This window comes from Psychrobacillus mangrovi (genome assembly GCF_037104765.1).
GTDB classification, from domain to species: domain Bacteria; phylum Bacillota; class Bacilli; order Bacillales_A; family Planococcaceae; genus Psychrobacillus; species Psychrobacillus mangrovi.
The window spans coordinates 599793-613386 of record NZ_JBAWSY010000001.1; the positions used below are offsets into that span (position 1 = coordinate 599793).

13 protein-coding genes are annotated in these 13594 nt (G+C 35.3%); 1 reads left to right on the top strand and 12 read right to left on the bottom strand.

The annotated features are described in order from the left end of the window. Positions 1-61 precede the first annotated feature (61 nt). The 7 genes from rsmB to gmk form a co-directional block, all read right to left on the bottom strand. Positions 62-1411, bottom strand: coding sequence for a 16S rRNA (cytosine(967)-C(5))-methyltransferase RsmB (rsmB, locus tag WAX74_RS02990; RefSeq protein ID WP_336496156.1), 1350 nt, complete (start codon positions 1409-1411; stop codon positions 62-64). Then, on the bottom strand, positions 1408-2349 hold the full coding sequence (fmt, locus tag WAX74_RS02995; protein WP_336496157.1) for a methionyl-tRNA formyltransferase: 942 nt from the start codon (positions 2347-2349) through the stop codon (positions 1408-1410). Before fmt ends, rsmB begins: the two co-directional genes overlap by 4 nt. Beyond that, positions 2346-2840 (bottom strand): peptide deformylase, encoded by a 495-nt coding sequence (gene def / locus WAX74_RS03000; RefSeq protein ID WP_336496158.1) that lies wholly within the window; start codon positions 2838-2840, stop codon positions 2346-2348. Before def ends, fmt begins: the two co-directional genes overlap by 4 nt. Positions 2841-2865: 25 nt before the next feature. Beyond that, entirely contained in the window at positions 2866-5277 is a 2412-nt protein-coding gene (gene priA, locus WAX74_RS03005) for a primosomal protein N' (protein WP_336496159.1), read from the bottom strand. Continuing rightward, positions 5274-6482: a bifunctional phosphopantothenoylcysteine decarboxylase/phosphopantothenate--cysteine ligase CoaBC gene (gene coaBC / locus WAX74_RS03010; RefSeq protein WP_336496160.1), complete on the bottom strand. Its 1209-nt coding sequence runs from the start codon at positions 6480-6482 to the stop codon at positions 5274-5276. The genes priA and coaBC overlap by 4 nt, the downstream gene beginning before the upstream one ends. 391 nt (positions 6483-6873) lie before the next feature. After that, positions 6874-7098 (bottom strand): DNA-directed RNA polymerase subunit omega, encoded by a 225-nt coding sequence (gene rpoZ, locus WAX74_RS03015; RefSeq protein ID WP_336496161.1) that lies wholly within the window; start codon positions 7096-7098, stop codon positions 6874-6876. Next, positions 7099-7719 (bottom strand): guanylate kinase, encoded by a 621-nt coding sequence (gmk, locus tag WAX74_RS03020; RefSeq protein WP_336496212.1) that lies wholly within the window; start codon positions 7717-7719, stop codon positions 7099-7101. It lies immediately after the preceding gene. A 293-nt stretch (positions 7720-8012) separates the two neighbouring features. On the opposite strand from gmk, the gene WAX74_RS03025 reads away from it, so the two are divergent. Then, a complete protein-coding gene (locus tag WAX74_RS03025) occupies positions 8013-9698 on the top strand; it encodes an Rqc2 family fibronectin-binding protein (protein WP_336496162.1) in 1686 nt (561 codons plus the stop codon). Between the two features lie 430 nt (positions 9699-10128). On the opposite strand, the gene WAX74_RS03030 is transcribed toward WAX74_RS03025, so the two are convergent. The 5 genes from WAX74_RS03030 to WAX74_RS03050 form a co-directional block, all read right to left on the bottom strand. Next, positions 10129-10440 (bottom strand): hypothetical protein, encoded by a 312-nt coding sequence (locus WAX74_RS03030; RefSeq protein WP_336496163.1) that lies wholly within the window; start codon positions 10438-10440, stop codon positions 10129-10131. A gap of 336 nt (positions 10441-10776) precedes the next feature. Then, positions 10777-10926 carry a hypothetical protein gene (locus WAX74_RS03035; protein WP_336496164.1) on the bottom strand — a complete coding sequence of 50 codons (150 nt, stop codon included), beginning with the start codon at positions 10924-10926 and terminating at the stop codon, positions 10777-10779. A gap of 886 nt (positions 10927-11812) precedes the next feature. Continuing rightward, positions 11813-11959: a hypothetical protein gene (locus WAX74_RS03040; RefSeq protein WP_336496165.1), complete on the bottom strand. Its 147-nt coding sequence runs from the start codon at positions 11957-11959 to the stop codon at positions 11813-11815. 489 nt (positions 11960-12448) lie between these two features. Continuing rightward, positions 12449-12832 carry a hypothetical protein gene (locus tag WAX74_RS03045; RefSeq protein ID WP_336496166.1) on the bottom strand — a complete coding sequence of 128 codons (384 nt, stop codon included), beginning with the start codon at positions 12830-12832 and terminating at the stop codon, positions 12449-12451. Between the two features lie 367 nt (positions 12833-13199). Further along, complete coding sequence (locus WAX74_RS03050; protein WP_336496167.1) at positions 13200-13583, bottom strand: hypothetical protein; 384 nt, start codon at positions 13581-13583, stop codon at positions 13200-13202. Between the last annotated feature and the right edge of the window lie 11 nt (positions 13584-13594).

Below are 13594 nucleotides of genomic sequence, written 5' to 3' on the forward strand. Positions count from 1 at the left end.
CCGTCACCTCTTTAATATGAAATGAAAATTTTCTTTGCCATTTCTCGGCTTAGTGGGCGTCTTAAGCTTTCTTAAAGACTGATACAAAAAAACCGTCGCTTCTTAAATCTTGTGGAAACAATTGAAGCATTCCTGCTTGCTCTTGGTCTTTTATGTCTTTAATAACGTCTGGAAAAGCTTGTAGTTGCATATCTGGGTGAGCCTCTAAAAACAATTTGGCGGTTCCTTCATTTTCTTCCCGATCAACTGTACATGTACTATAAACTAATAAACCATCTTTCTTTAAAAGTTTATATGCTTCTTCTAACAAATTCAGCTGAATCGGTTTTAATGAAGCAAAATCTTTTTCATTTTTCGTGTATTTGATATCTGGTTTTCTCTTCATTACACCTAAACCACTACATGGTGCATCTACTAAGATACGGTCAAAAGATTGCTCTGGATATTCCTCTGTTGCTTTTCGTCCATCTAATTCTACTGTCTCAATAAAACTAAAGCCCAACCTTTCTGCATTTTCTTTTACTAGCTTTAGTTTATGCTGATGGATATCCATTGCGATAAGTCTTCCGGTATTTTTCATTTTTTCTGCAATATGTGTCGTTTTACCACCTGGTGCCGAACACATATCAAGTACAGTCATTCCTGGCTCTACTTGAAGTGCATAAGCCGGAATCATGGAGCTTTCGTCTTGAATCGTGACAAAGCCTTTTTGAAAAGCAGTTGATTTAGCCGCTTGACCGTTAAACAAATAAATACACTCTGGGATAACTTCGCTTTGTGCAACGACATATCCTTCTTGTGTCATTAAATGAAGTACCTGCTCCACTGTACGTTTAAATAAATTCACTCGAAGTGTAGTTACTGGAGGTTCATTATTTTCTTTTAACATTTTAGCGGTAGTCTCAAAGCCATATTCTGAAATAAAACGATTCACCATCCATAGAGGATGACTTGTTTCAATCGAAAGTCGAACTACTTCATCTTTAATTTCTTCGGTTGAACGAACGCCTTCTCTTAAAATAGAACGAAGGATACCATTCACTACTCCTGCTATACCCTTATGCCCTCTTCTTTTTGCAATATTAACCGCTTCATTCACAGCCGCATGATCTGGAATACGCGATAAATAATGAATTTGATATAGAGAGAGGCGAAGTAATTGTAGAACCCAGTCCTCCAACTTCCCTTTGATGAACGGTTGTAAATAATAATCTAACGTCATTTTATATTGAATTGTTCCATACGTTAACTCTGTCAATAACGCTCGATCTTTATCTTCAATATTATATTTTTCAATTGTTTGATGTAATAATAAGTTACTGTATGCTTGTTGCTTCTCAACTGCCATTAATATTGTAAGTGCTGCGTCCCGAACATTCCCTAACCAAATTTTTTCTTGTTTTTTTGTCATTCAAATTTATCCCCTATTCGCAATTTCGAACCTACGCCACGCAAATAATCTACTGCGGACATTTTCTTTTTCCCAGCTGGCTGTAATTCATCTATTCGAATTGCTTCTTCAAAGCCTGTTTGAACAACAAAATAATCCGACTCCACCTTCACAACTGTTCCTGGTAATTCTTTCGTTTTCGCTTGTACTGTGTCTGCCTTCCAAACTTTTACCGACTGTCCATCAAGCGTTGTGTAAGCTACTGGCCAAGGGTGTAGACCTCGGATTTGATTGTGTATTTCTAGTGCAGATTTGTTCCAATCAATTCGTTCTTGTTCGCGTGAAATATTTTTTGCATACGTCACAAGAGACTCATCTTGTTTCACTCGATTATTTGTTGTTGTAATGATGGATGGTAGTGTTTCTCTTAATAAATCAGTGCCTACTACACTTAATTTATCAAATAGAAGCCCAGTATCATCTGTATGATTTATTGAAATTTCACGTTGTGCAATTATATCCCCTGCATCCAGTTTTTCTTCCATATACATAATGGTTATACCTGTTTTGTCCTGCCCATCGATAATTGCTTGATGAATAGGCGCACCACCCCGATATGCAGGTAACAAGGAAGCATGAACATTAATACATCCAAGTTCAGGAGCATCTAGCAACTCTTTTGGAAGTAATTGACCAAATGCAGCAGTGATGATGATATCTGCATGCAATGCTATAATTTGCTTTAACTCTTCTGAACCTTTAAGTTTCGTAGGTTGGATGACAGGAAGTCCTAGTTTAACCGCTTCTTCTTTTACAGGAGGAGCAGTTAGTACTTTTTTTCTACCAACTGGACGATCTGGCTGCGTGACAACAGCTAAAACATCATAGCCTTCCTCCACTAACATACGTAAAACGGGAGCGGAGAAAGCAGGTGTCCCCATGAAAACGATAGATGTCATAGTTGTTCCTCCTCTAGCTCTTTCTCTATTTCTTCCAAATCCACATAACGTATAATTTTAGATGTAAATAAAACACCATGTAAATGATCAATTTCATGCAAGATAGCTCGTGCTTCATAATCCTCAGCTTCTAATTCATATAAAGCGCCATCTCGGTCTTGCGCTTCTACTTTTACATAAAATGGACGCTCTACTTCCCCATATAAATCTGGAAAACTTAAGCAACCTTCCACTTCAATTTCAGAACCGCCTATTTCGACTACTTCCGGATTTACCATTTCAATGACTTCTTGCCCTTCGCCAAGGTCCACAATTGCAACTTGAATTGCTTCACCTACTTGGGGAGCGGCTATTCCAATACCGTCTGAAGCGATCATCGTATCGTACATATCATCTAAAAGTGTCGCTAGCATCTGATCAAATACAGTAACTTCCTTACATTTTGTTGTCAGTACTTCATTCGGATGTGTAACAATTTCTCTTATTGCCATTTCTTTATTCCTCTTTTCAAACCGCCTATAAAATCGTGGAAGGATCTAGATCAATCGATAAGATAATACCTTTTTTCATCCACTCTGTACGATATATTTTTATTAATTGCTGTAGTTTTTCGATTAAAATTGGTTCTTTTTTGTATTTTATCAAACATTGGTAACGATATCTATTTTGTATCTTACTAATTGCACAAGCTGTCGGGCCAACAACCATTGACTGTTCCGATAAATTAGCTCTTAGCCAATCCGTTGCAAGCTTCGCATATTCGGATGCGAGCATAACATTCTCATGCGTTATTTGAACGAGCGTCAAATAATAAAAAGGTGGATATTCATACTGCTTACGAACGAGCATTTCTTTATGATAGAAAGGTTCATACATCTGTAATTTGGAAAGTTCAATAGCATAATGCTCGGGAGTGTACGTTTGAATATATACTTTTCCTTCTTTATCATGCCTACCTGCTCTTCCGCTAACCTGCGTCATCAATTGAAACGTTTTTTCCGCTGCTCGAAAATCTGCTAAGTGTAAAGTTGTATCAGCATTTAACACTCCTACGAGTGTAATATTTGGGAAGTCTAACCCTTTTGCAATCATTTGTGTACCAAGCAATATATCCGCTTCGCCATCACCGAATTGCTTTAAAATTCGTTCATGGGAACCCTTTGTTCTAGTAGTGTCTACATCCATTCGAATGACTCTTGCAAAAGGAAACAATTTCGCAATTTCTTCTTCTACTTTTTGTGTACCTGTCCCAAAAAAGCGAATATGTTCACTTGCACATTCTGGACATATAGATGGAACTGGTTCCTCATGTCCACAATAATGGCATTTAAGCTGCTCTCCCGAACGATGATACGTCAAGGAGATATCACAGTTCTTACACTCCACGACTGTTCCACAGTCACGACATAATACAAATGAAGAAAAACCTCTCTTATTCAAAAATAATACGATTTGTTCTTTCCTATCGAGTTTTTCTCTTATCGCATCTGCAAGCTCTACACTGAACATAGAACGATTACCATTTTTCAGTTCCACTCGCATATCGACTACATTCACGGTTGGTAAGGCTTGTTCTTTCGCACGTGCTTTCAGCGTTAACAACGAATAAACACCTTTTGAAGCGCGAGCATACGACTCAAGTGAAGGAGTAGCACTCCCTAGTATGACAGGACATTTATGAAACTCGCTACGCCAAATTGCTACGTCTCTTGCATGGTATCTTGGATTATCTTCTTGTTTATAGGTAGATTCATGCTCTTCATCTAAAATGATGACACCGAGATCTTTAAATGGAGCAAAAATAGCAGATCTTGCACCAACGACAACTTTCACTTCTCCACGCCATATTTTACGCCATTCATCATACTTTTCACCGATTGATAAGCCACTATGCATTACAGCAACCTCATCACCAAAACGAAGTTTAAACCGTCGAGTCATTTGAGGAGTTAATGAAATTTCTGGCACAAGCATAATTGCTTGCTTTCCTTTTAAAATGGAGTTCTCGATTGCATTTAAATAAATTTCAGTTTTTCCACTGCCAGTAATCCCGTGTAATAAGAATGTTGTATTCTCTGCATGATTCTGAGCATGGTTTATCTTTTCAAGTGCAACAGACTGCTCCTCTGTCAGCTGGAATCTATGGTCCGTGTCATGATGCTCCAATGTAGTAATTTCTCGATAAACTTCGGCTTTTTCTAATGCTAAAATATTTTTTTCAATTAGAGCTTTCACTACATTATTATTTGCGTTGACTGTTTCTTTTAGTTCTTCCATTGTAAAAGAATCTTGTTCTTGGATTAATAACCATTCCATTAATTCTCTTTGTTTGACGGCATTTTTAGCTAGGTTACTTATTTGATTTTGAATGTATTCTTTAGTAGCAATGACGTTATACTTTGTAATCGTCTTTGCTTTTACGTGCTGTTTAATAACTGTCTCCAGTTGAACGCTACCTTGTGTTAAATACTTTTTCATTTGTCGTAAATAACCAGCTTTTTCAATTACTTCGTAAGTAATAGTGTCTTTTTTTCCAAACAGAGCTAAAAATGATTCATCCACTGCGTTAGAATCTATCAGCTTTATATTCTTTTTATACGAAGCACGTAAAGCAGCAGGAAGCATAACCTGAAGTGCATCTATTTCATAGCAAAGTGTTTTATTGGTCATCCATTTAGATAATTGTAGAAGTTCTTCCGTGACAACAGGCTCTACATCAATAATGGATTGTACCTCTTTTAGCTTGGAAGTATCGATATCTGTTTGTTCTTTGATATTGGTAATAAAACCTTGCACTTTACGATTTCCAAAAGGAACGTGAACCCGGCTCCCTCTTTCAACGAGATCCTTCAATTCCTCAGGAACAATATAATCAAATGGTCGGTCAATTGGATAAGCAGAAACATCAACAATAACTTCTACTATCATTTAAGCTCATCTTTTTCGAGTTTGATAATTGTTTGAAGCAATTGATGAGCAAGCTCCTTTTTATTTAAATGAGGGAAATGCACTTCAACATCATGTTTACCTACTAAAGTAACGGAATTTGTATCCGTTCCAAAGCCTGAACCTGCCTCTGTCACATCATTGGCAATGATATAGTCTGCATTTTTCTTTTCCAATTTACCTTTTGCATAATGAAGCACATCATTCGTTTCTGCCGCAAAACCGATTAACAATTGCTTTGTCTTTCTACTGCCAAGCTCAGACAGAATATCAGTTGTACGTTCTAAAACAATTGTAGACTCACCAGGTTGTTTTTTCATTTTCTGACTATGTACTTCCTTCGGTTTGTAATCCGCCACTGCTGCTGTTTTGATAACGATCGAAGCTGTGTCAAACTCTTTTAGAACTGCATCAAGCATTTCTTGTGCACTTTCCACCGGTACGAGCTTTACATTACTTGGAGCATCTATGCTTACTGGCCCAGATATTAAAATAGTTTCTGCTCCTAAATTAGCTGCTGCTTCTGCCATTGCATAGCCCATCTTGCCGCTAGAAAAATTAGTTAAAAAGCGCACGGGGTCAATTCTTTCTCTTGTAGGTCCCGCAGTCACAACAACTTTTTGTCCTTTAAGTGGTAACTCTTTGGGAGCAAAATATTCCTCCAGCAGTTGAACGATTTTTTCGGGCTCCTCTAAACGGCCCTTTCCAACGTAACCACATGCTAAAAAACCTTCAGAAGGTTCGATAAATGAATATCCGTCTTTTGAAAGTTGATCGATGTTTCGTATAACCGCAGCATTTTCATACATATGCACATTCATCGCAGGTGCTATCCACACTTTAGCAGTTGTCGCAAGTAAAGTGGTTGTTACCATATCGTCTGCTATTCCGTTTGCCAGCTTACCAATAACATTTGCGGTAGCCGGTGCAACAATAACTAAATCCGCCCAATCGGCTAAATTGATGTGCGCAATAACACTAGAATCTTTTTCATCAAACGTATCAAAATAAACATCATTTCGAGACATCGCTTGAAAACTTAAAGGTTGTACAAATTCCATCGCTGATTTCGTCATGATGACCCGCACGTCCGCTCCAGCCTGTGAAAGTTTACTAACGAGCGCAACCGCTTTATAAACAGCAATACCACCTGTTACACAAACAACAATTTTTTTTGAAGTTAACATAATGATTTCTCCTCCCAAGGAAAAGCGGCAGACGCCGCCTAGCTGCGACAAGCAAATGACGGTTTTCGAGGAGGCAGTTCCTCAGCCACCTCAGAAAATGGGCATTTGACCTCGAGCACGCGGTTTTATTGCGACGAGCTTGCGCAGTCGCAGTTGGCGTCTGAAGCTAGACATTTACTTTATCGTTAATTCGTCCTCTTAACTAAACAACCTCCCAAAGAACTATTCCTTGGGAGGTGTTTGCTTCAAATCTAATTCGCCTTGGCGTATTTGCGCCCAGATTTTACATTCAGCCTGCTGAATGAGTTCCATCACAAAATCAGTAGCATCCGCCAAAGGCATCCACTTTATCCTGCAGTCGTTCGGACGACTAGCTAATGAAGTGGATATTTTATACTTCGTCCTCGTAAATTACGTTTTCACTCGATGATTCGATTGAAAGTTCACCTTTAGCTACTTCCTCTAAAGCTTTCCCAACTTGTTTATGAGAAATATATGAAGTTAAACGTTCGCCGCCTTCTTCTTGTAACTGACGAGCTCTTTTAGAGGCTACACTCACTAACGAATACTTTGAATCAATTTTGTTTTTTAATGAATCTACTGATGGATATAACATTTATAATTCCCCTTCCAACATGGCTAAATATCTTTTTTCAACTCGTTCACGTCGACAATGCTCCGCAGCAACAATGGCATTAATTTTAGCGCATGCTTTTGTTACTTCGTCATTTTCAACGACATAATCATATAAATGCATCATTTCTAGTTCTTGTCTTGCAGCTTGAATTCTAGAATTAATCACATCTTCTGTTTCCGTCCCTCTGCCGATTAGTCTTTGCTCTAATTCAGACAAACTAGGAGGCGCAAGGAATATAAATAGTGCTTCTGGCGCTTTTTCACGAACAAGTGCAGCACCCTGAACTTCTATTTCTAAAAATACATCTCGTCCAGAGTCGAGCGTTTCATTGACATAATCAATAGGAGTACCATAGTAATTACCTACATAACAAGCGTACTCTAATAATTTTCCTTGTTCAATTAACTCCTCAAATTCTTCATTCTTTTTAAAAAAGTAATCTACTCCATCTACTTCTCCTTCTCTTGGAAGTCTTGTAGTCATCGAGATAGAATACTCATAATTTGTTCCAGGCTCTGAAAATAATTCTTTTCTCACTGTCCCTTTTCCGACTCCGGATGGACCCGATAAGACGATTAATATCCCTTTTTCTCTTCGCATAACGTCTCCTTCAAATACATTCATATACCGAATTCTTCTTATAATTACATACTTAACTGATTATAACACAAGTTTCTCAGAAAATGATAAGATAATAAGAAAAGCATAAGCGTCTATGTCTGCCCCGACAGGCAAATGGTAAAAAGCTGTGGTGGCTGGAGATATGCCTCCTCGCTTTTTACCATTTGACCCCGAGGGGCAAGGCGCTGGAGCTGGACAATATAGAAAAGCTCATGCGTCGATATTAGGCGACAAAGCTTGATCGAAAAAAACGTTTTGAAAGAGGACATATTATGGCTTTTGATGGTTTATTTACAATTTCAATGAAAACTGAATTACAGCAATTAGTTAGTGGGCGTATTTCTAAAATACATCAACCAAATGCACAAGAAATTTTAATGCAAATTCGCGCTCAAGGGCAAAACTATAAATTATTATTTTCTGTTCACCCTTCTTATTCACGTGTGCAAATTACTCATGAAACAATTGACAACCCTGCACAACCACCTCTTTTTTGCATGGTGTTACGCAAGCATTTAGAAGGTGGAATTATTACTTCCATCCGACAACATGAAACCGATCGTATTCTCATCTTCGAAATCCAAAGTAAAAACGAAATCGGAGATGATATTACACGAGAAGTCCACATGGAAATCATGGGACGTCATAGTAACTTACTTTTAGTTGACCCTACTCGAAATCTAATTTTGGAAAGTATTAAGCATTTATCACCTTCCATGAATAGCTATCGTACAATTTTACCTGGCCAACCTTACATTGCACCTCCTGCTCAAAATAAGCTCCATCCCTTAGAGTATTCAGAAGAACTGATAAATGTTATACAATCCGTTCATGAATCAAAAGAAATTGTGGAGCAAATATCAAGTTTCTCTCCATTACATGCAAAGGAATTATTGCATCGATTTAATGATGTGACAGCTCGTGTAGAAGTTTATAAAGCATATATGAAGGAATTTGAGCAAGGTGGCTCTGCAAAACAAATAGTTGAATTCAACGGAAAAACGTTTTATTCTCCTAATGCTTTATCTCATTTAGATGGAGATAAATATAATGAAGAAACTCTAGGAAATTTACTAGATCGAGTGTACTTCGCCAAAGCAGAACGTGACCGTGTGAAACAACAGGCTGGAGATTTAGAAAGATGGCTTCAAAACGAATTAAACAAATTAAAGCTGAAAATGAAAAAACTCCAAAAAGACTTTGAACAAGCCGAAAAACTGGATACATTCCAATTGTACGGGGAGCTATTAATGGCAAATGCCTATGCAATTGAAAAAGGCTTAAAAGAAGTGGAGCTAATCAACTACTACGATGAAGATGGTAAAACAGTTACCATCCCATTAGATAACCGAAAAACAGCTACGCAAAATGCACAAAGCTATTATAATCGCTATACAAAAGCGAAAACGGCATTACTAAAAATCGAACAACAATTTGAAATAACGAAAGATGATATTGCGTACTTTGAGTTGCTTCTCCAACAAGTAATGCAAGCCTCTCCAACCGACATCGAAGAAATTCGAGAAGAACTAATGGAGCAAGGGTTATTAAAAGCAAGAGCATCGAAAAAGAAGAAGAAACCAACAAAACCTTCACCAGAAAAATTCATTGCCTCAGATGGCACGGAAATCTCTGTAGGTAAAAATAATAAACAAAATGATTTTGTCACCTTTAAGCTGGCGAAAAAAACAGACACATGGCTTCATACCAAGGATATCCCAGGATCCCATGTTGTTATACATTCCGACGATCCGTCAGAAACAGCTCTTTTAGAAGCAGCGAATCTTGCTGCATATTTCAGTAAAGCTCGTGAATCTTCTTCAGTGCCTGTAGATTATACGGTGATTAAGCAAGTGAAGAAGCCTAGTGGGGCTAAACCTGGTTTTGTGATTTATTTTGAGCAAACTACTTTGTTTGTTACACCGGATGAAGAGAAAATAAGACATATGAAGAAATAGAAATAACTTAGTGTTGAGTGGTTTTCGGGTTGCTATGGATTGCACATTTTCTACACCTTTAACGAGAGAATGATAAAATCTGTTGGAAGTTGATTACGTCACTTCCAGCGGATTTTTTTCTTTTCGGTAATCCTGTGGCAAATGTGAATCCATCGCACTCCTACAACCACAAGATACAAAGTGGTTTTGTTCTTTTTGGGAATGAAAGAAGAGATTCTTATCTATTGATAAAGAAAGCAGCCGAAGATACAATGAACTGCCCCGTAAATGTTAGACACTAAACTAACATTTGCGGGGTGTTTTTTATGGCTAGATTTACTTACTAATAACAGTTCACGAGTGAAAGGTAATAGGTATAAAAAATTATCTCATTTGTTTCACCTCGACAAGGTGGGGGTTACTGGTTCGAGACTAGTCAAGGCTATTCCAATCAATTTAATTTTGTATATTCTTGTTCAACACTCAATAATTTATCACCGAATTTTGAATTTATCTCCCAAGAGTCTACTATTTGTCTAGTATAAGTCGGATAATAATTTTTTGGTGACAACACATTTTTCATTTTAATTAATTCATTTGAAATAGATTCAAGTTGTAATACTGAAGGTATCTCATTGCCACTTATCGTTTTTCTAGCCTCTATTTCTAGAGATAGCTCTTCCAGAACTATATCTATTAAACCAATTACCTTTGTTTGTTGATTCTCTACTTCTCGATTAATTTTGTTCATTCCATTATCCACCAGTTATTTTCTCCTTCTACATATTTTTGTTCAAATTTATATTGTGGCGCAACGCTTCCGGTTATCATTTGATTTCCAAATGTTTTAGAAATTTTAAAAGGTTATACCTATTCAAGGCTAATTATTATATCTCTCTACCATAATTCCAAAACTAGAAATAAATTTTAAGCAACGATTATAAATCTTCCAGATTAATAGGTGTTATTTCTTCAATTAGCCTGATCTCACTTTTAGATACCCACCCAAGCCAAGAATCTCTATCTATTCTAGGCAGATTTAGATTACTACCCACTAGTAAAGAATCTGTAGCAACTTGATATTGGTCATCCTTTTCCTTTAAAATTTGAACTTCTCTCCTTTTATAATTCCATAAGGAATAATACTTACACAATTCACTAATTCGTTTGCTATCACTATCTTAGTGTAAACTCCACTTTGGTAAGTATCTTCAAATGTTGCATCTATTTTTTCTTTCTCATCAGTCATAAATTTCAAATTATTATCCCTATCAACAGTTAATCCTTACTCGACTCCCTCATAAGATCCATATAAACCTGTTTTTAACATATTATTCACCTCCTTAATCTACATCAATAAATACCTTTCCGTTAAAAATAACTATCCTCAACTTTTGCCACAAAACCTCTAACAGAGGTATACTCTCCATCAAGGTATTTTTGAAAATCTTTAACATGATGTTCTTTATTAAGGTTGTATTTTTATCTGGTAGTGGGACATAGTCACGAATTTCTTGAATAATCATTTCTTTCAATATCATTTAACTAATAAGATGGTTTTAATCGTAAATCTTTAAATTCATCGTAATTTAAATTATACTCTTCAATCTCCACTTCCTTGTGGATTACAATCAAAAACATGAAGTTTCTAAGTGGAGTCTGCTAAGCAATTGTAATACAAATAACGACAGCAACAGTTGCATTAAACTTTGGCTTTGACTGTTATTTTTGAGAGTTAGGAATTACGCAAATAACAAGCAAATTCATTAACAAGTGGTAACGAGATAGAATGTTACACAATTAACTTTTACTAATATAAAAAAAACACCTCCACTTAGAATTTAAAGGGACAATTCCCAGTTTTAATTCAACGTAAAGATGTTTTTATTTGACTTAAATAACTAGTTAAATTTTCAAAAAACATTTACCATCTTTCACTTGATGGTTTCCTATCTTAATTTCGATTTTTTTCATGATTAAGCAGTCAAGGTATTTAAACTTTAACTAATTAAAACAATCATTACTTTTATGAATTAAACGTTAATGTTCCCCCTATAAATTGAGAAATTTTGAAATTCTAATATATAAATTCTCGCAAGCGTCTTCTTCAGATTCAAATTTTTTTAATTGTGATTTCACACCATGTTCACTATAATAAACTTCCCAAGTATGATCTCTTTGTTTAAACAAAATGCCTCATTAGGTAGTCCTCCATTTAAGTTATACGAATCTGGTGGAACATTGGAGTTAATCAGTAAATTATGCAATTCTTCCTTCTTCATTCTATTTTCTCACCCTTCTGAGCACTCCTTGCTCTATTAAATTACTTACTGATTGGTTAAGTTCACACTGAATACCTAAAACTAATTCATCAATCTATGTGTCAATACTTTCGGTCTATACTTCATTTTGTTTTACAGCTATATAAATTTTAAAGTTCATCTGATGACAGAATAAAAAGCATTAGATGTCAAAATTAAGTTCTGTATCAAATGCGAGTAACAACGATTCACAATCAGACTTAGTTTGTTTAATCATTTGTGATAATAACGGAGTCTCTTCTGTTAAGTGTCCACGTTCAAATATAATTTTTTTATCCATAATATACAAATAATCTATGTTTTCATTAGTCTATATTTATACAGGAATCAATCAAATCTTAGGGGACAAAGTTTTGTTCTTTGTCCCAACTTTATATTAAATTCCTACTCCAACTAACTGAAACCTGAAAAAACTATTTAATATTTACAATTCCATCAACCACTTATTGCTTATTTCAGATTTAATTGTTTCTTTTCTTCAAAAACTTCAACTTCTGATTTAGAAACTACTTTTATAAACTCACTTTTTCCAATTTGATTCATCCTATTCTCTTTAGCTAAATCTATATTTGATGTATACAATTCTACGTCAGGTCCAATAGAGCGACTGACTCCAAAAATTTCTCCCTTATATACGGCAAAACTGTTTATAGAATATACATCTTCAATTTCATCTAATTCTACTTGTTTTCGATAAATTTCATTTTGATAAAAATCAAATGATTCATCAATATTAAATTTATTTTTAGTTACAATCTCATAAGTTCCGTCAGCTTTGTGAACAAATCGATACTCTTTTCCTTTGTATCGACAGTAAATATCATTCCTAATCATTTTATCCTCCTATTATTTATAACTTCTTATAACATCCTAATGTTCCATCACACGCCTATGAATAAAACAAAATTTTCACTATTGTAATTTTAAATTAAATAGGAAAAACCATATAACCGATACATGTATTTTAATTTGGATCACGTTTTTTAAAGAATACCGAGTATTAAATGACCATTTATTGTTAAATTAAAACAAAAGCACCCATTGCCTTGATACAATTAAGTGCTTTACGTTAAAGTAGATATTTTATTAAATATTTGAAGTTTTTATACAATAAATAAATGTTATGCAGAACAAAATCATTTATTTTAATCTCGTTACTTTGTTGCCCTACTCACAATGATTATACTTCACTCACTCATATTTAATTATAATATATTGTTATTGCACTCACATTCCCTCTTGCATCATAATCCGAAACAACTTTTCCCCATGGATATTCTTTTCCGTTTTCAATTCCATATTTGACTAATATCTTATCATGTACTAACTTTCTTAGTGGTTCTGTCAACTCTGTAATATTCTCATCATCTTTAATCAGATTTACAGCATAAATCTTTCCTTCTCTAAAGAAAAAATTAACGTAATAGTCATTTCCATCTATAGATTGTTTTCCTTCTAAATATATTACTCTTATACCATCTTGATTTTTATAATATGATGTATTTTTAAATTCTTCAAATCTATATAGGGGTCTAAATATTAATTCATTATTTATGAACAATTCACCACTTGTTATATCAATCATGAATAATTTCT